Consider the following 15,720-nt stretch of genomic DNA (forward strand, 5'->3'; position numbering starts at 1 on the left):
CGGGTAACTCCGTCGACCACGGACGCGGCCACCGCTCGAATGTCCAGAATAACGGGACGCGAGTGGCTGCGGTCGGCGACTCAGGCGTACCGACTATGTCCGGCGCTGCCCGACATCTCGGCCAGGTCGGCGTGGACGTCCGCGATGCGCTCGCGGATCTGTCGCCCGGCGACCCGCGGGTCGAAGCGGTCCTTGTTGGGCGACCAGTCGACGTCGTTGAAGAAGGTGTCCCGGTCCCCGTCGACGTCCGTCGGGGGGACGATGTCCGTCGGGGCCTCGTTGTAGAGGTCGAAGGCGGTGCGGGTGTACTCGTACTGGTAGCGCGTGTCCTTGTTCACCTTGCAGATGCCGTGCTGGAGCATCTGCTGGAGCTGGTCGGGCTGGACGCCCGAGGAGCCGTGCAACACCAGCGGCGTGTCCAGGCCGTGGTCGTTCAGCGCCTCGCGGATGTCCCGTGCCAGGTCGGGGCGGAGTTCGAGGTCCTTGCCCTTCGCGACGCCGTGCTGGGTGCCCACGGAGATGGCCAGCAGGTCACAGCCCGTCCGGTCGACGAACTCGACGGCCTGTTCGGGGTCGGTGTAGAAGGCGTCCTCGGACTCGATCTCGTCCTCGACGCCCTTGATCTGGCCGAGTTCGGCCTCGACCAGGATGTCGCCGTCGCCCGCCTCGGCCATCTCGACGACCTCCTTGCTCGTCGCGACGTTCTCCTCGAATGGTTCGTGGGAGGCGTCGATCATGATGGAGGAGGGGATGTCGAGTTCGACCTGCTTCTCGATGGTCTCTAAGTTCGTCTGGTGGTCCATGTTGAGGAACACCCCGATGTCGTACTGCTCGGCGATGAGGTCGATGTAGTTGCCCATCGCCTGCAGCCCCGCGATGGGGTCGCCGTTGCCGGCGAACGTGCAGGCACCGTTGCTCATCTGCAGGAGCAGGTCGGACCCGACCCGCGAGGCGCCCTCCATCAGCCCCATCATCGTGTTCGGCTCCGCGATGTTGCTCGCGACCAGGCCGAAGCCCTCCTCGAGCGCGTCGTCGTATACGTCCGAAAGCTCAGAACCGCCCTTGAATGGCATCTGTTGTCACCGCGTCGGGATTTGACCGCCCCCGACATTAAACCCACTCTTGCACCGCAAAACGGGGATTCGAACGCGCCGGGCCACGGCTGGGCTGTCGACGCGCGGTCCGTTCTCCGTTCGGGCCTATAGGCCGTCGTCCGGGCCTGACGGGCGGTTTCGCGCCACCGTTCGCGGTTCGGTACCACGCCGGTTGTGTCTTGGTACCGTACTTCCACAAACAATTATTATACTCCACGAAAAACACTAGTACGTATGGCGACACGCCAGCAGACTCCGACGACTACGTATCACACGTGCACCTGTGGTGAGCAGTTCGAGACGACGGAGGCGCTTCTCGAACACGCACGGGAGTCGCACCGACTCACCGTACTGTAGGGGCTGGCGTCGACTGTGTCGATTCCGGCAGGAGCCGGACCGACGAACATTTTTTGGACTGTCGCTCGCGACCGTCAGGAGCGCGTCCCGAGGTCCTGACGGACGCCGAACTCCGTGTACCCCCCGTGAGAGACGTCCAGCGCGCCGAGCCACCAGTTCCACCGCTCGGCGAGGCTGTACCCGTCGGGGGCGTCCCCGAGGTTCTCGACGACGGTCTCGACGGTCAGTTCGGCGTCGAAGTCCGCGTCGAACCGGCCCGCGTCGGCCAGGTCACGCGCCTGTCGGGCGACGGCGGTGACGACGTCGTCCTCGGCGTCGAAGGTCTCCGCCAGCTCGTCTTCGAGTGTCCTCCGGTTCACGTCCGTGTGTCGGCCTCGCCGGACTTGAATGTGTCTCGAAGGCACGCGGAACCGCAAAAGGGGACAGACGCAGTGGTCGTTCAGTTACCCACGGCCTCGCGCGAAGCCGCTCAGCTGTTCAGTTACCCTTCTCGATGGGCGCACCGACCAGGTTCCCCCACTCGGTCCAGGACCCGTCGTAGTTGATGGTGTCGTCGTACCCGAGCAGCTCGTGGAGCGCGAACCAGGCGACCGACGAGCGCTCGCCGATGCGGCAGTAGGCGACGGTCGTCTGGTCGCCGGTGATTCCCTCTTCGCCGTAGAGCGCTTCCAGTTCGTCGTAGCTCTTGAACGTGCCGTCGTCGTTGGTGACGGCCGCCCAGGAGATGTTGCGCGCGCCGGGGATGTGGCCGCCGCGCTGGGCGGTCTCCTGCAGTCCGGGGGGTGCGAGGATCTCGCCGGAGAACTCCTCGGGCGAGCGGACGTCGACGAGCGGGACGTCGCGCTCGATGGCGTTCTCGACGTCCTCGCGGTAGGCGCGGATGGACTCGCGCGGGCCGGAGGCGTGGTACTCCTGCGTGGAGAACTCCGGAACCTCGTCGGTGAGCTCGTAGTCGTTCTCGTGCCAGTACTCGCGGCCGCCGTCGAGGAGCTTGACGTCGTCGTGGCCGTAGTACTTGAACTGCCAGTAGGTGTAGGCGGCGAACCAGTTGGAGTTGTCGCCGTAGAGGACTACGGTGGAGTCCTCGGTGATGCCGGCCTCGCCCAGCAGGGCCTCGAAGTCCTCTTTCGAGAGGATGTCGCGGGTGGTCTGGTCCTGCAGGTCCGTCTCCCAGTTCCAGCCGATGGCACCGGGCGCGTGGCTCTCGTCGTACAGCTCCGTGTCGACGTCCACCTCGACCAGGCGGTGGGCGGGGTCGTCGCTCTGGAACTCCGCTAGGTGCTCGCTGACCCAGTCGGCCGAGACAAGCACGTCGTTGGCGTAATCAGTCATAATGCATCCGAGTATTAGATTCCCGGTCATATATTACTACGACTTACGGCAGGTTCGGCCACTCGTACCCCCTGACGGCAGATATTGCCTCGACTGGCCGACAGATTCGTGTCACACCGTCACAGGGCAGTCACAGACGAGGGGCCGTCGGGTCCCGCGCGAGACGGAAGTACCAGTGAATATTGCCACTGCCTTCGACCGCCAGCGATGCGAGTTTTCAAGCGGTGCGAGCGGATAGACGGGTCTATGACCGATATCGTCTCCGCCGAGTGGGCTGCGCGGCACCTCGACGACCTCCGGGTCGTCGACGTCCGCGACGCCTGGGAGTACGACGGCCTCGGCCACCTGCCGGGCGCAGTGAACGTCCCGTTCGACGAGTTCCGCGCGGCCGAACACGGGGGGAGCGAGGGGATGTTGCCGACCGAGGCGACGTGGACGGCCCTCCTCTCTGCGGCCGGTATCGACCGTGAGAGCGAGGTGCTCGCCTACGACGACCACCACGGCGTCTTCGCCGCGCGCTTCCTCGTCACGGCGGAGTTGCTGGGCCACGACCCCGACCGCCTCCACCTGCTCGACGGCGACTTCTCCAGCTGGCAGCAGGCCCACGCGACGACGGGCGAGGTCCCCGACGTCGACCCGACGGAGTACGTCGTCGAACGGCCCGCCGAGACGCCGCTCGTGGGGGCCGACGACGTCGCTGCGGCTATCGACGACCCAGACGCCGTGCTGGTCGACACCCGTGACGAGGCCGAGTACGACGCGGGCCACATCCCCGGGGCCGTCCTGCTGGACTGGCGCGACCTGGTCGACGACGAGACCCGCGGCGTCCTGCCGCGCGATGACGCCCTCGCGGTGCTCGAATCGGCCGGCCTTGTCCCCGAGAAGCGCGTGGTCCTCTACTGCAACACCGCCCGGCGCATCAGCCACACCTACGTCGTCCTCCGACACCTGGGCTTCGAGGCCGTCGCGTTCTACGAGGGCAGCCTCACCGAGTGGGAGGCCCAGGACCGCCCGGTCGTCGCCGAGTGACCACCGTCAGGAGAGCTGCTGTTGCTGTGTCGTGGACTGCTCGTCGGTGACGAGGTGGAGCAGTTCCACCAGCAGGCCGATGATGACGGGGCCGGCGATGAACCCGATGGCACCGAGCGAGAGCAGCCCGCCGACGAACCCGACGAAGTAGAGACTGGTCGGCATCCCCGTGGTGTATCGCGCCAGGCGCGGGCGGATGACCGCGTCCGGCATGAACCCGATGACGACCAGCCCGAAGACGGTGACCAGGATGCCGCCGACCACGTCGCCGGTGACGGCCTGGGCGACGCCGATAGCCACGACGACGATACTCGGGCCCACGATGGGGACGAACTGGAGGATGCCCGCCAGCACCGCCAGGGCGAACGCGCCCGGGATGCCGAGCACCGCGAAGAACACCCAGGCGACGAGGAAGGTCCCGAAGGCGGTGGCCGCCTGCAGGACGTAGATGGCGTACAGCGTCGCGCGCAACCGCTCGTGGAGCCGCCGCAACACGTCGTGGTACGTCGGCGGGACCATCCGGAATATCTCTCCGCGCGGCGCCGTCGGCCGCCAGAGGATGGCGTAGACGAGGATGGTAAAGAGGACGACCTTCAGCGCGAGCACCGGCGTCTCGCCCGCGAGGCCGACGGCGGCGTCGGTCAGCGCGACCCGGGCGCTGGTCAGCGCGGCGTTGACTTCGAGGGTGTAGGCCATCCCGCTGACCTCGAACGTCAGGGTGTCGGGCAACTGCTGGAAGAATCGGAACAGGTCCCGGCGACGCAGATAGACCACCGCCCCGAGCGGGACGGCGATCGCCGTTCCGGCGCCGAAGGCCACGACCGTCGTCACCGCGGCCGCGACTCGCTTCGAGAGGCCCATGCCGACCAGCCACCCCGACAGCGGATAGAGGACGTAGGCGACGGTGATGGCGAAGAAGATGGTCGCCAGCACGCTCGAGAGCATCGCCATCGCCAGCAGTACCGCGCCGGCGAGCAACACCGCCAGCACGACTGGTCGTCGGGATTCGCGCACAGGCGACGTTCAGCCGGGTGGGAGAAAAGCGTTCCCGCCGGTTCGACCCGGTCTAGCGGTTCACGCCGACGGTGACGAGGGTGCCGTACTCGCGGTAGCGCTCGACCATCGCCTCGCGCGTGTCCCACTCCTCCGTGGGGAAGGCGTCGGCCGGCGGAATCGCTATCTCTCGGTCGGGGACGTTGTCCTGGACGGCCACGGCCAGCCCCGCGTCCGCGAAGGCCGCGCGGTACTCGGCGGTGCTCCAACGGGTCATCGGCACCTCGACCAGTTCGTCCCAGTGGTGCGAGTGGACGTTCTCCTCGTAGTAGTTGACCGCACAGTGGAACGTGCCGCCGGGGCGCAGGACCCGCGCGACCTCCGCGAGGACGGCGTGTGGGTCGCCCGCGTAGTAGAACGCCTCCATCGAGAAGCAGTGGTCGACGCTGTCGTCGGCAAAGGGCAGGTGTTCGAAGTCCCCCACCAGGAAGCCCACGTCGGGGTCGTCGGTGTACGAGCGGGCGTTCTCGGCCATCGCGGGCGAGGCGTCGATGCCGTAGGCCCGGCCGGCGCCTTTCGTCTGCTTGAGTGCACGGCCGGCGTAGCCGCTGCCACACCCAAGGTCGAGGACGGTGTCGCCTTCCTCGACGGGCATCCGGGCCAGCACGTGCTTGGCCGTGTGCCAGTGGCGGTCCTCCATCCCGCGGTCCTTGCCGGCGGCCGCCCACTCGTCGAACTCGTCGCTGACGCTCATGTCCGGAGTCGGGAGCGGGGCGGCCAAACACCCTTCGACTCGATTCCACGCCTGTTATCCGGCCGGGCAATCGAACCATGCACATGGCACGCCGTCGCCGCTACCGCGTCTCCAACACCGCCCAGCAGGTGGTCGGCGGGTTCCTGCTGGCCGGCCCCTTCGTCGTCACCGAGGAGGTGTGGGTGCTGGCGGCGAACATGCGCTTCTACCACGCGCTGCTCGTCGCCGGCATCGTCTTCGCCATCGGCTACGGCGCCCTCTACGAGGCCGACGAGGACCGCGAGGTGGAGGCGGAAGCGGAGGTCGCCGGGATTCCCATCCGGTTCATCTCGCTGATGGTGGTCTCTTTCGGGTCCGTCGCGGTGCTCGCGCTGGTGTTCACCGCCCCGAACGCCTTCCTCGTCAAGGGCGGGGTCCTGACCGACCCAACGCGGACCGACGTGGCACTGACGACGCTGAAGGCCGTCGCCGTGGGCGCTATCTTCAGCGTCGTCGGCGCCGCAACCGCAGACAGCGTCTTCTGAGGCCCTGTTTAGAAGTGGTGTTTGATTAGGAGATTATGAGTGCAAACAGCCAGAACGCCCCGGTTGGCTCCGGTCGGGGTGGTCCGAAAGACGGCAATGCCGTCTTTCGAACGACAGCGAGCCGCGGGTCGCGTGGGACCTTCGGTCCCACGTCTTGGTGAGCGGGCCTTGCGCGGCGCTGCGCGCCGCGAAATCAAGGCGATGAAACCGCCTCGCGGCCCGCGAACCAAAGCCGAGAGCGCGGGGGATTTCTGGCTCTGTGAACCAACAACCGTAACCTAAACGCTGCCCGTCTGGACGGACCCGTATACTTAATGTCCGTCGCCCCGCTTTCCGGGACATATGGAGTACACGCTGGCCATCGACAACACGCCCGACACTGTCGAGGGCGGGACGGGGATTCTCCTCTTGCATCCGAGTACCGGCGCGACGGACCGACTGGACACCGACTTCCTCTCGACCGACACCGACGCGATGCTGGTCATCTCGACGCGGACGACCGCACGCGAGGTCGAACAGAAACTGGAGTACTACGAGGTCGACGAGTCGAAGGCGACCATCCTCGACACGCTCTCGGTCGAACGAGGCTACACCCGCCGGCAATCGGACGGGGTGAAGTACGTCTCGGCGCCCGACGACCTCGAGGGTATCGTCGAGAGCACCCGGACCTTCCTCGAGAACCACGAGGGGAAGCTGCGGATCAGCTTCGACTCCGTCACCGAGCTCATCTACTACGCCGACGAGGAGCGCGCCCTGTCGGCCGTCGCCGACATCCTCGACCTGCTCGAGGAGTACGACGCCGTGGGGATGTTCCACCTGGCCCAGGGCGTCCACGACGCCGAGACGGTCGAACGCTTCCGCGAGGAGTTCGACGGCGTCATCGAGCTCACGGAGGACGGGACGATAAGCAGCGAGTTCTGAGCAACCTGTCAACGACGGCTAATCACTAATCATTAAGAGGGTATAGGCCATCAGGACAGCCTGTATGCCGGAATGCCAGAACTGCGGTAATTTTGTAACGGCTGCCTATGCGCGTGTCTTCACACCGAACGGGGTCGAGAAGCCACGGGTCTGCCCCCAGTGCGAGGACAAGATTCGCGACGGTGCCGACGTCCGCGAGGCGCGGTCGACGCGACGCGGATAGGCGACTACTGGGCGCTCCGTGCCCCTCACTCTCTCACTTCGTGACCGCGTTTCGGTCACGAACTTCACTTCCTCCCGAGCGTGACCTCACTCCCTGGCGTCGGCCACGAGCGCCCGGGCCTCCTGGAAGACGCTGTCGGCCCGACTCGCCTCACGCGCTTCCGCGGTGACTCGCACCAGCGGCTGGGTGCCACTGGCCCGCAGCAGGAACCAGGCGTCGCCCAGGTCGACGCGGACGCCGTCCAGCGTCGTCACGTCGTCGTAGGTCTCGAGCACCGTCTCGCGCACGCTATCCATCACCGCTCGCTTCCCGTCGACCTCGATACTGTCCCGGCGGATGGGGTAGTCCGGGACCTCGGCCGCCCGCTCGGAAAGCGCCCGGGCGGCGTCGAGCGCGGCGACGGTGGCCGCGGCCAGCGGGCCGTCGGGACACAGCGTCCGGTCGGGCCATATCCACGACCCGCTGGGTTCGCCGCCGAAGGCGACGCCGTCCTCGCTCGCGGCCTCGGCGACGTAGACGTCGCCGACCGGCGTGTACTCGACGCCGACGTCCCGTTCCGCGAGGTAATCCGCCACCGCGAGACTCGTGTCGACGGGGACGGCGACCCGCTGGCCGGGGTCGGCCGCCGCGCGGGCGAAGATGGCCAGCAGGACGTCCCCGGAGAGGTACGTCCCGTCACCCGCGACTGCCCGCATCCGGTCGGCGTCGCCGTCGTGGGCGACGCCAAGGTCGGCGTCCGACTCGGCGACGAGCGTCGCGAGCGACCGGCAGTTCTCGGCTTTCGGTTCGGAGGGGCGGCCGGGGAACGAGCCGTCCGGCTGGGCGTTGAGCGTCTCGACGTGGCAGCCGAGCGACTGCAACGCCTCGACGCTGACTCCGCCAGCCCCGTTGCCGACGTCGACGACGACGTGACTGTCCAGCGTGTCGCGGTCGAGTGCGTCGCGGATGGCGTCGGCGTGGCGCTCGCGGGCGTCCCAGCTGTCGAGCCGACCGCTCGCGTCCCAGCCGGCGGGGTCGAACGCCCCGTCGGCGATGCGTTCCTCGATACGCTCGCGCTTCGCCGCGTCGAACGCCTGACCGCTGGGCTGCCAGAGCTTGATGCCGTTGTCCTCGGGCGGATTGTGACTCGCCGTGACGGAGACGCCGGCATCGGCGTCGCGCCAGCCGACCGCCCGGGCGACCGTCGGCGTCGCCGCCAGCCCGAGGTCGACCACGTCGGTGCCGCTCTCGCGGAGGCCGGCGACCAGCGCCGCCTGCAGGAACTCGCCGCTCTCGCGGGGGTCCCGGCCGACGACGACGCGCTCACAGTCGACGCCCAGCGCCCGACCGACCGAGAGCGCCAGGTCCGCCGTCACCGTCTCGCCGACCGGCCCACGGATACCGCTCGTTCCGAACAGTGTCATACCGGTGACTCGGCCGGGGGCGAAAAGAAGGCTCGGGCCTCGGCAGCGCGACTACTCGGCCGGCGTCCACTCGCACGACGTGCCCGTAGTCAACTCTGCGTCGTCGATGTGGGCCGCAAGGCAGCCGTAGTTACAGTACTGTGCCGCCGGTTCCCCACCGGGGGTCTTCGACAGGAAGAGCGGGTCCTGGTTCTCGATGGCGCACCCGCAGTACGTACACGCGACCATAGCTGCACAGAGCAGGTCGGAGAACAAACGTTTTGTCCACGTCTCTCGACCCCTCGCACATGAAACAGGGCGGCTCCGAGGCGGCGAAGCGGGCGGCCGGCGAGTCGGCGGCCGAGGTAGTCGAGGACGGGATGGTCGTCGGCCTCGGCACCGGAAGTACCGCGGCCCACGCCATCCGGGCCCTCGGGCGAGCGGTCGACGCCGGGCTGGATATCACCGGCGTTCCCACGTCGTTCCAGTCGCGCGAGCTGGCCCGCGAGTGCGGGATTCCGCTCGTGGACCTGGACGCGGCCTCGGTCGACCTCGCCATCGACGGGGCCGACGAGGTGGCCGGCGGTGACCTCGTCAAGGGGGGCGGCGCGGCCCACGCACGCGAGAAGGTTGTCGACGCCAGCGCCGACCGCTTCCTCGTGGTCGCGGACCCGACGAAGCTGGCCGACGCGCTGTCGCATCCGGTGCCGGTCGAGGTACTGCCCGTGGCCCGGACGACCGTCGCCGACGCCGTCCGTGACCTGGGTGGTGCCCCGTCGCTCCGCCGCGCCGAGCGGAAGGACGGCCCCGTGGTGACCGACAACGGCAATCTCGTCCTCGACTGCGACTTCGGGACCGTCGAAGAGCCGGCGCCCCTCGGCCGGGCGCTCGCGGGCACGCCCGGCGCCGTCGAACACGGTCTGTTCATCGGGCTGGCCGACGAACTCCACGTGGGCACCGAGGACGGCGTCACAGTCCAGGACCTGTAGGCGGTGTCCAGCGCGGCCGCTGGTCGAACTGTGAAAAAATAAAACGGGTACTGACCGCGTTACAGGTCGCGCGGCTGGACCGTCTTGCGGTCGTTCTCGTCGGCTCGACGGGCTGCGTCGTCGAGCAGCTCTCCGACCTCTGCGTCGAGGGCATCGTAGAAGTCCGAGGAGACGTTCATATCATCGAGCGCTTCCTTCACCGCGGCTTTGACGATTAGGTCTGCCATACAGGATTCCCATCCGTATGGCTGGCTTATATACTTTCCCCAAGATGGGCCCTCTCGTCGCTATTCGCGGCAGTCTGAGCCGGTTTCTTCCCACTGGCGGGTTATAAACCACGGATTGTGACCTAATCCATTAGGTCACAATGGGTGGTTCGACCGGAAACGGAGGTCTCTGGCGACGAGAACCGCGCCTGTCGCGTCTCGCGCGCGCTCTCGGGGCCGCCACTCGAGACCGACGGATAGGAGTAGCCGCCGCTCCGAGAGGGTGGCATGCGCGACCTACTCGAAGCGGTCGCGGCGGGGGACCTCTCGCCCGCCGAGGCCGAAGTGGAGCTCGCGGGGTACGCGACCAACGGCGCGGGGCGGTTCGACGCTGCGCGGACCGACCGGTCGGGCGTCCCGGAGGCGATACTCGGCGACGGGAAAGAGCCGGCCGAGATAGCGACGCTCGCGGCGACGGCAGTGGAGACGACGGGCCGGGCTATCGCGACCCGGGTCGACGACGCCGACGTGGCGGCCGTCCGCGAGCGGCTCTCGGACGTCGCTCCGGACGCGACGAGCCGGTGGAACGACCGCTCGAACTGGGTCGTGGCGACCACGCCCGACTTCGAGCGACCCGACCTATCGGCCTCGGTCGGTGTCGTGACCGCCGGAACCTCCGACGCCGTCCCGGCCGGCGAGGCGGCGATGGTCGCCCACGAGATGGGCGCGAGCGTGAGTCGCATCGACGACGTGGGCGTCGCGAGCATCGCCCGCACTATCGACGCGGTCGACCGGCTGCGCGACCAGGACGTCCTCGTCGTGGCCGCGGGCCGCGAGGGGGCGCTGCCGACGGTCATCGCCGGCCTCGTCGACGTCCCCGTCGTCGGCCTCCCGGTGTCGACGGGGTACGGTCACGGCGGCGACGGCGAGGCGGCGCTCTCAGGGATGCTCCAGTCCTGTACGGCGCTCTCCGTCGTCAACGTCGACGCCGGGTTCACGGCCGGCGCACAGGCGGGCCTAATCGCACGACAGCTCGACGACGCCCGGTGACCCCGTGACGGGATACCTAACCAAGTGGGTACACCGGATTCTTACCCGCAAGTCTATGTACACATGTCGGCACGCCAACGGCCGACGTATACGATGCCTGAATGTAACCACTGCGGCGCACACGTCTCGGACCAGTTCGCCCGCGTATTCGCCGACGAGACCGGCTCCATCAGGGCGTGCCCGAACTGCTCGGCGAACGCTGGCATCGCCGAGGTGTCGAGACAGCGCGCCCACCAAGTGTGAGGCCCTCTGGGCCGCCCGTACAGCGCGATGACCACCACGCGGAGCCCCCACCACCACGTCTACGTCTTGCGGTGCAGTGACGACACGTTTTACACCGGCTACACCACCGACGTCGAGCGGCGCGTCGGCGAACACGACGCCGGCGAGGGCGCGAAGTACACCCGCGGCCGGACCCCAGTCGAACTCGTCCACGTCGAGTCCTACGAGAGCCGCTCTGCGGCCATGCGCCGGGAGTACGAGATAAAACAGCTCTCCCGGGCCCAGAAGGAGCGACTGGTCGAGTCGTAACCGCGAGGTTTTTTCCACCTCGCGGGTGTTGCTTCGCCTACCAATGGCTCACGACACCCACGCAGACGACGCTGCCGCTATCGAGTTCGGCACCGACGGCTGGCGCGCGACGCTCGATCTCTTTACCGAACCCCGGGTTCGGATGGTCGGGCAGGCCGCTGCATCGTATCTCCGCGACGAGGGCGAGACCGGCCCGGTCCTCGTCGGCTACGACGCCCGGGACACCTCCCGGGGATTCGCCGAGGCGCTCGCGGACGTCCTGACCGCGAACGGCTTCGACGTCACGCTCCCCACGCGGGACACGCCCACGCCGGTCGTCGCCTGGACGGCCCGCAACGAGGGGTACGCCGCCGCCCTCCAGATCACCGCGAGTCACAACCCCCCCGAGTACAACGGCGTGAAGTTCCTCGCCGGCGACGGCGCGCCGACGCTCCCCGAGGTCACCGAGCAGATCGAAGCGAACCTCGCCGAACCCGACTCGCTCCCCGAGGACGAGCACGGCACGGTCACCGAGACGGACCTCATCGAACCCTACCTCGACCACGCGCTGGAGTACGCCGACGCCGACCTCGAGGGCCTCACCGTCGCACACGACGCGATGCACGGCAGCGGCCGCGGGGTCACCGACGAACTGCTGCGCCGGGCCGGCGCCGAGACGGTGACGCTACGCGACGAGCTCGACCCCGAGTTCGGTGGCGGCGCGCCCGAACCGGAGGCCGAGAACGTCGAGGAACTCATCGAGCTGGTCGCCAGCGGCGAGGCGAGCGTCGGGTTCGTCAACGACGGCGACTCCGACCGCATCGGCGTCGTCACGCCCGAGCGGGGCTTCCTCGACCCGAACCTCTTCCTCGCCGCGATGTACGACTTCCTGCTCGAGTCCCGCACTGGCCCCGTGGTCCGGACCGTCTCGACCTCGAGCATCGTCGACCGGGTCGCCGAGGCCCACGACGAGGAGGTCTTCGAGACCGCGGTCGGGTTCAAGTGGGTCGCACAGGCGCTTGCCGAACACGACGCGCTGTTCGGCGGCGAGGAGTCCGGCGGCTTCGGGCTGACCGACCACGTCCGGAACAAGGACGGCGTCCTCCTCTCGCTGCTGGCCGCCGCGGCCGAACACGAGGAGTCGCTGGACGCCCGCGTGGACCGACTCCTCGCCGAACACGGCGAGATTCACCAGGGTCGCATCAGCGTCGATTGCCCGGACGACCGCAAGGACCCGGTGCTCGGTGCCCTGGAAGAGCAGATTCCCGACTCGGTGGCCGGCGAACCCGTCGACGGCGTCAACACCATCGACGGCTTCAAGCTCCGGCTCGAGGACGGGACCTGGCTCCTTGTCCGTCCGTCTGGCACCGAACCGAAGCTCCGGGTGTACGCCGAAGCGGGGAGCACCGACCGCGTCGAGGAGCTGCTCGCCAGCGGCCGCGAACTGGTCGAACCCCTCGTTTAAGCCCCGAGCGAGCGTAGGTCCGGTATGGACCCCGACGTCGAGTTCGCCTACACCTACGGGATGGAGGAATCGGAGGTCGCGGACTGCCTCACGGAGCGCCATCACGGCGTCCTCTCGCTGGCCGAGGGCGACGAGGCCTACGCGTTCCCCGTCTTCCACCACTACGAGGACGGCTCGCTGTACTTCCGGCTCGGCGTGACACCCGACAGCGAGAAGCGGGCCTTCCTCGACTCGACGGCGACGGCGACCTACGTCGCCTACGCGACCGAACCGACGGCCGACCCGGAGGAGAACACCGGCTGGAGCGTCGTCGCCCGTGGCCCTATCCAGGAGGTCCCCCACGACGACCCGACCTACGAGGCCGTCGAGATCAACGACCGCTACGCGCCCATCCGCATCTTCGACGAGAGCCTCGACGACGTCGACGTGACGCTGTACGAACTCCGCATCGAGGAACTGACCGGCCGGCAGAACTAGCGCGTCCCGCGCCAGCGACCCGATTCGCCCAGTCGCTCGGTGTCGAAACCGAGCCCCTCGTAGAACTCCCGCAGGTCGGCGTCGAACTCGGCGATGAGTCGCGTGCGACGGTCGGCGGCAGCCTCGAGGAGTGTACCCCCGATGCCCTGGCTCCGACGCCCGCGCCGGACGGCCACGGCGACGACCTGATCGCCGTCCAGGACTACTGCCCCGAGGATTCGGTCGCCGTCCTCCGGGACGGCGACCAGCGTCCCGTCGCCCTCGATACCTGCCCGGACCGTCTCGACGCCGACCTCGAGCATCGCGCCGTCGAGGACGTTCATCACGGCGGGCAACTCGTCGGCGGTCGCCTCGCGTATCTGCATCTCCCTACCCGCCTTTGATGAGCCGAACCACTCTGACGTGGTCGGTCTCGACCGGCTGGTCGGTGGGGACGGGACGGTCCTCGACCAGCACCGACACCTCGTGGGGCGAGAGGTCGATGGGTGCCAGCAGGTCGGCGTAGGTGGCGTCCTCAGCGACGTCGACCTCGTGGGTGTCCTCGCCGGCCACCTCGACCGTGACGTGCATACCCGGGATTGCCGACCGCCGCACCTGAGTCTGTCGACTACGGTTCTCTCGCAGTCGCCAGCGTCGAGCGCGGACTCTCGCGGGGTTTATGAATCGGCCACGCCTGCACCTCGATATGAGCGAGGCCGACGGCCAGTCGCGGGCGGGACGCGAGGAAGTCTGGATCGAGAAGTACCGCCCGCAGACCCTCGACGACGTGATGGGCCACGAGAACATCGTCGGGCGACTGCAGAGCTACGTGTCGCGCAACGACCTGAGCCACATGCTCTTCTCGGGGCCGGCCGGCACCGGGAAGACCACCTGTGCGACCGCCATCGCCCGCGAACTGTACGGCGAGGACTGGCGCGAGCACTTCCTCGAACTCAACGCCTCCGACGAGCGCGGCATCGACGTGGTCCGGGACCGAATCAAGAACTTCGCGCGGACGAGCTTCGGCGGCCACGAGTACCGGATCATCTTCCTCGACGAGGCAGACGCCCTCACTTCTGACGCCCAGTCAGCACTCCGCCGGACGATGGAGCAGTTCTCGAACAACGTCCGCTTTATCCTCTCGTGTAACTACTCCAGTCAGATCATCGACCCCATCCAGTCGCGGTGTGCGGTCTTCCGCTTCTCGCCGCTCGCGGACGACGCCGTCGAGAGCGAGATTCGCCACATCGCCGCCGAAGAGGACATCGAAATCACCGACGACGGTCTCGACGCACTCGTTTACGCGGCCGGCGGCGACATGCGAAAGGCCATCAACGGCCTCCAGGCGGCCTCTGTTAGCGGCGACGTGGTCGACGAGGAGGCGGTGTACGCTATCACCTCGACTGCGCGCCCGGAGGAGATTCACGACATGGTCCAGTCGGCGCTCGACGGCGACTTCACCGCTTCTCGGGCGACGCTCGACCGTCTGCTGACCGACGAGGGTATCGCCGGCGGCGACATCATCGACCAGCTCCACCGCTCCATCTGGGAGTTCGACATCGAGGACCGGGACGCGGTGGCGGTGCTCGAACGGGTCGGCGAGACCGACTACCGGATTACACGCGGCGCGAACGAGCGCATCCAGCTCGAGGCGATGCTCGCGTCGCTGGCACCCGACCAGTAGCGAGACTCGCTTACACTGCTGTTTTCACCGCTGATACTCGGGGGATGAGTTTTACATAGGCAGTGTGACCAAGATATCAACAACTGAAATATATCGTGAGCACTCGGCCGACGGGCGCGACGACCGCGGGCAGGTCGGCATCGGGACGCTCATCGTGTTTATCGCGATGGTACTCGTCGCGGCCATCGCTGCCGGGGTGCTCATCAACACCGCCGGCTTCCTCCAGAGTTCGGCGCAGGCGACGGGACAGGAGGCCAGCGACTCGACGACGAACCGGGTTCAGGTCGTCAGTACGACGGCCGACCACTTCACGACCGACGACGAGGTCGGCGTGGTCAACGTCACGGTGAAGGCCGGCCCGGGGTCGGGGAACGTCGACCTGGACACGGCGACGGTCCAGTGGGTCGGCCCGACCGGCTCCTACTACCAGCTCGCGTCGGGCGGTGCCTCCGGGAACCCCGACGGCCGGTTCCTGGTCTCGACCATCCAGGACGACGACGGGTCCCAGCCGGTGCTCAACGACCCCGAAGACCGCTTCAAAATAACGCTCGACATCGGGGATAGCGACCTCGATCAGACGGACGACAACGAGGACACCTTCGGAGAAGCCATCTCGGGGGGCGAGACGGCGACCATCCGCATCACGACGGCGTCCGGGGCGACCACCGAGAAGCGCATCGTCGTCCCACAGACCCTCTCCGGGGAATCGTCGGTCCTGCTGTAGACAGGCCCCCTTCGGAACAGTTTTACG

The 15,720-nt window shown here is 67.9% G+C and carries 23 protein-coding genes; 13 read left to right on the top strand and 10 right to left on the bottom strand.

All coding sequences use genetic code 11. From position 1 onward, the window contains the following. Positions 1–80 precede the first annotated feature (80 nt). Positions 81–1,073, bottom strand: coding sequence for a class II fructose-bisphosphate aldolase (gene fba, locus P1L41_RS04365; protein ID WP_276297647.1), 993 nt, complete (start codon positions 1,071–1,073; stop codon positions 81–83). A 255-nt stretch (positions 1,074–1,328) separates the two neighbouring features. On the opposite strand from fba, the gene P1L41_RS04370 reads away from it, so the two are divergent. Then, the gene (locus P1L41_RS04370; protein WP_276297648.1) at positions 1,329–1,451 is read left to right on the top strand and encodes a hypothetical protein; all 123 of its coding nucleotides are present in this window, start codon (positions 1,329–1,331) and stop codon (positions 1,449–1,451) included. 74 nt (positions 1,452–1,525) lie between these two features. Here P1L41_RS04370 and P1L41_RS04375 read toward each other — a convergent pair whose 3' ends face one another. Beyond that, positions 1,526–1,840, bottom strand: a complete 315-nt coding sequence (locus P1L41_RS04375; protein ID WP_465260860.1) for a WNWW family protein — start codon at positions 1,838–1,840, stop codon at positions 1,526–1,528. Between the two features lie 88 nt (positions 1,841–1,928). After that, the gene (locus tag P1L41_RS04380; protein ID WP_276297650.1) at positions 1,929–2,783 is read right to left on the bottom strand and encodes a sulfurtransferase; all 855 of its coding nucleotides are present in this window, start codon (positions 2,781–2,783) and stop codon (positions 1,929–1,931) included. Between the two features lie 246 nt (positions 2,784–3,029). Here P1L41_RS04380 and P1L41_RS04385 point away from each other — a divergent pair, with 246 nt between their 5' ends. Continuing rightward, positions 3,030–3,812, top strand: a complete 783-nt coding sequence (locus P1L41_RS04385) for a sulfurtransferase (protein WP_276297651.1) — start codon at positions 3,030–3,032, stop codon at positions 3,810–3,812. Positions 3,813–3,818: 6 nt separating this feature from the next. Here P1L41_RS04385 and P1L41_RS04390 read toward each other — a convergent pair whose 3' ends face one another. Both P1L41_RS04390 and P1L41_RS04395 read right to left on the bottom strand, forming a co-directional pair. Further along, positions 3,819–4,826, bottom strand: a complete 1,008-nt coding sequence (locus P1L41_RS04390) for an AI-2E family transporter (RefSeq protein ID WP_379788455.1) — start codon at positions 4,824–4,826, stop codon at positions 3,819–3,821. Between the two features lie 52 nt (positions 4,827–4,878). Further along, positions 4,879–5,559 carry a class I SAM-dependent methyltransferase gene (locus P1L41_RS04395; RefSeq protein WP_276297652.1) on the bottom strand — a complete coding sequence of 227 codons (681 nt, stop codon included), beginning with the start codon at positions 5,557–5,559 and terminating at the stop codon, positions 4,879–4,881. Between the two features lie 83 nt (positions 5,560–5,642). Between P1L41_RS04395 and P1L41_RS04400 the strand changes: the two genes are divergently transcribed. The 3 genes from P1L41_RS04400 (at position 5,643) to P1L41_RS18605 (ending at position 7,227) form a co-directional block, all read left to right on the top strand. Then, a complete protein-coding gene (locus tag P1L41_RS04400; protein WP_276297653.1) occupies positions 5,643–6,083 on the top strand; it encodes a DUF2391 domain-containing protein in 441 nt (146 codons plus the stop codon). Between the two features lie 342 nt (positions 6,084–6,425). After that, entirely contained in the window at positions 6,426–7,004 is a 579-nt protein-coding gene (locus P1L41_RS04405) for a DUF7090 family protein (RefSeq protein ID WP_276297654.1), read from the top strand. 64 nt (positions 7,005–7,068) lie between these two features. Continuing rightward, positions 7,069–7,227: a DUF7563 family protein gene (locus tag P1L41_RS18605; RefSeq protein ID WP_419181080.1), complete on the top strand. Its 159-nt coding sequence runs from the start codon at positions 7,069–7,071 to the stop codon at positions 7,225–7,227. Between the two features lie 86 nt (positions 7,228–7,313). Here the strand turns inward: P1L41_RS18605 and glmM are convergent, their stop codons facing one another. Beyond that, the gene (glmM, locus tag P1L41_RS04410) at positions 7,314–8,630 is read right to left on the bottom strand and encodes a phosphoglucosamine mutase (protein WP_276297655.1); all 1,317 of its coding nucleotides are present in this window, start codon (positions 8,628–8,630) and stop codon (positions 7,314–7,316) included. 51 nt (positions 8,631–8,681) lie between these two features. Further along, entirely contained in the window at positions 8,682–8,858 is a 177-nt protein-coding gene (locus P1L41_RS04415) for a hypothetical protein (protein ID WP_276297656.1), read from the bottom strand. 59 nt (positions 8,859–8,917) lie between these two features. Here P1L41_RS04415 and rpiA point away from each other — a divergent pair, with 59 nt between their 5' ends. Then, positions 8,918–9,598, top strand: coding sequence for a ribose-5-phosphate isomerase RpiA (gene rpiA / locus P1L41_RS04420; protein WP_276297657.1), 681 nt, complete (start codon positions 8,918–8,920; stop codon positions 9,596–9,598). Positions 9,599–9,657: 59 nt separating this feature from the next. Here the strand turns inward: rpiA and P1L41_RS04425 are convergent, their stop codons facing one another. Further along, the gene (locus tag P1L41_RS04425) at positions 9,658–9,825 is read right to left on the bottom strand and encodes a DUF1931 domain-containing protein (RefSeq protein ID WP_276297658.1); all 168 of its coding nucleotides are present in this window, start codon (positions 9,823–9,825) and stop codon (positions 9,658–9,660) included. Positions 9,826–10,092: 267 nt separating this feature from the next. Here P1L41_RS04425 and larB point away from each other — a divergent pair, with 267 nt between their 5' ends. The 5 genes from larB (at position 10,093) to P1L41_RS04450 (ending at position 13,306) form a co-directional block, all read left to right on the top strand. Further along, a complete protein-coding gene (larB, locus tag P1L41_RS04430) occupies positions 10,093–10,854 on the top strand; it encodes a nickel pincer cofactor biosynthesis protein LarB (protein WP_276297659.1) in 762 nt (253 codons plus the stop codon). Positions 10,855–10,947: 93 nt separating this feature from the next. Beyond that, positions 10,948–11,097 carry a DUF7563 family protein gene (locus tag P1L41_RS04435; RefSeq protein WP_276275997.1) on the top strand — a complete coding sequence of 50 codons (150 nt, stop codon included), beginning with the start codon at positions 10,948–10,950 and terminating at the stop codon, positions 11,095–11,097. A 27-nt stretch (positions 11,098–11,124) separates the two neighbouring features. Next, positions 11,125–11,385 carry a GIY-YIG nuclease family protein gene (locus P1L41_RS04440; RefSeq protein WP_276297660.1) on the top strand — a complete coding sequence of 87 codons (261 nt, stop codon included), beginning with the start codon at positions 11,125–11,127 and terminating at the stop codon, positions 11,383–11,385. A gap of 43 nt (positions 11,386–11,428) precedes the next feature. Next, positions 11,429–12,829, top strand: coding sequence for a phosphohexomutase domain-containing protein (locus P1L41_RS04445; RefSeq protein ID WP_276297661.1), 1,401 nt, complete (start codon positions 11,429–11,431; stop codon positions 12,827–12,829). A 24-nt stretch (positions 12,830–12,853) separates the two neighbouring features. Beyond that, entirely contained in the window at positions 12,854–13,306 is a 453-nt protein-coding gene (locus P1L41_RS04450) for a pyridoxamine 5'-phosphate oxidase family protein (protein WP_276297662.1), read from the top strand. On the opposite strand, the gene P1L41_RS04455 is transcribed toward P1L41_RS04450, so the two are convergent. Both P1L41_RS04455 and samp2 read right to left on the bottom strand, forming a co-directional pair. Then, a complete protein-coding gene (locus tag P1L41_RS04455; RefSeq protein ID WP_276297663.1) occupies positions 13,303–13,671 on the bottom strand; it encodes a GNAT family N-acetyltransferase in 369 nt (122 codons plus the stop codon). The genes P1L41_RS04450 and P1L41_RS04455 overlap by 4 nt on opposite strands. A gap of 4 nt (positions 13,672–13,675) precedes the next feature. Beyond that, positions 13,676–13,876, bottom strand: coding sequence for a ubiquitin-like small modifier protein SAMP2 (samp2, locus tag P1L41_RS04460; protein WP_276297664.1), 201 nt, complete (start codon positions 13,874–13,876; stop codon positions 13,676–13,678). A 115-nt stretch (positions 13,877–13,991) separates the two neighbouring features. Between samp2 and P1L41_RS04465 the strand changes: the two genes are divergently transcribed. Together P1L41_RS04465 and P1L41_RS04470 are read left to right on the top strand one after the other, a co-directional pair. Further along, a complete protein-coding gene (locus tag P1L41_RS04465; protein ID WP_276297665.1) occupies positions 13,992–14,969 on the top strand; it encodes a replication factor C small subunit in 978 nt (325 codons plus the stop codon). 88 nt (positions 14,970–15,057) lie between these two features. Then, positions 15,058–15,693, top strand: a complete 636-nt coding sequence (locus P1L41_RS04470; RefSeq protein ID WP_417376041.1) for an archaellin/type IV pilin N-terminal domain-containing protein — start codon at positions 15,058–15,060, stop codon at positions 15,691–15,693. The last annotated feature ends 27 nt before the right edge of the window (positions 15,694–15,720 follow it).

The organism is Haloarcula ordinaria (assembly GCF_029338275.1).
In the GTDB taxonomy this organism is placed as follows: domain Archaea; phylum Halobacteriota; class Halobacteria; order Halobacteriales; family Haloarculaceae; genus Haloarcula; species Haloarcula ordinaria.

Coding starts and splice junctions, on each gene's coding strand:
- rpiA (WP_276297657.1), top strand. CDS start 8,918: ATGAAACAGGGCGGCTCCGAGGCGGCGAAGCGGGCGGCCGGCGAGTCG.
- P1L41_RS04435 (WP_276275997.1), top strand. CDS start 10,948: ATGCCTGAATGTAACCACTGCGGCGCACACGTCTCGGACCAGTTCGCC.
- P1L41_RS04445 (WP_276297661.1), top strand. CDS start 11,429: ATGGCTCACGACACCCACGCAGACGACGCTGCCGCTATCGAGTTCGGC.
- P1L41_RS04450 (WP_276297662.1), top strand. CDS start 12,854: ATGGACCCCGACGTCGAGTTCGCCTACACCTACGGGATGGAGGAATCG.
- P1L41_RS04385 (WP_276297651.1), top strand. CDS start 3,030: ATGACCGATATCGTCTCCGCCGAGTGGGCTGCGCGGCACCTCGACGAC.
- P1L41_RS04395 (WP_276297652.1), bottom strand. CDS start 5,559: ATGAGCGTCAGCGACGAGTTCGACGAGTGGGCGGCCGCCGGCAAGGAC.
- P1L41_RS04455 (WP_276297663.1), bottom strand. CDS start 13,671: ATGCAGATACGCGAGGCGACCGCCGACGAGTTGCCCGCCGTGATGAAC.
- P1L41_RS04400 (WP_276297653.1), top strand. CDS start 5,643: ATGGCACGCCGTCGCCGCTACCGCGTCTCCAACACCGCCCAGCAGGTG.
- P1L41_RS04415 (WP_276297656.1), bottom strand. CDS start 8,858: ATGGTCGCGTGTACGTACTGCGGGTGCGCCATCGAGAACCAGGACCCG.
- P1L41_RS18605 (WP_419181080.1), top strand. CDS start 7,069: ATGCCGGAATGCCAGAACTGCGGTAATTTTGTAACGGCTGCCTATGCG.
- P1L41_RS04370 (WP_276297648.1), top strand. CDS start 1,329: ATGGCGACACGCCAGCAGACTCCGACGACTACGTATCACACGTGCACC.
- larB (WP_276297659.1), top strand. CDS start 10,093: ATGCGCGACCTACTCGAAGCGGTCGCGGCGGGGGACCTCTCGCCCGCC.
- P1L41_RS04380 (WP_276297650.1), bottom strand. CDS start 2,783: ATGACTGATTACGCCAACGACGTGCTTGTCTCGGCCGACTGGGTCAGC.
- P1L41_RS04425 (WP_276297658.1), bottom strand. CDS start 9,825: ATGGCAGACCTAATCGTCAAAGCCGCGGTGAAGGAAGCGCTCGATGAT.
- P1L41_RS04440 (WP_276297660.1), top strand. CDS start 11,125: ATGACCACCACGCGGAGCCCCCACCACCACGTCTACGTCTTGCGGTGC.
- samp2 (WP_276297664.1), bottom strand. CDS start 13,876: ATGCACGTCACGGTCGAGGTGGCCGGCGAGGACACCCACGAGGTCGAC.
- P1L41_RS04405 (WP_276297654.1), top strand. CDS start 6,426: ATGGAGTACACGCTGGCCATCGACAACACGCCCGACACTGTCGAGGGC.
- fba (WP_276297647.1), bottom strand. CDS start 1,073: ATGCCATTCAAGGGCGGTTCTGAGCTTTCGGACGTATACGACGACGCG.
- P1L41_RS04465 (WP_276297665.1), top strand. CDS start 13,992: ATGAGCGAGGCCGACGGCCAGTCGCGGGCGGGACGCGAGGAAGTCTGG.
- glmM (WP_276297655.1), bottom strand. CDS start 8,630: ATGACACTGTTCGGAACGAGCGGTATCCGTGGGCCGGTCGGCGAGACG.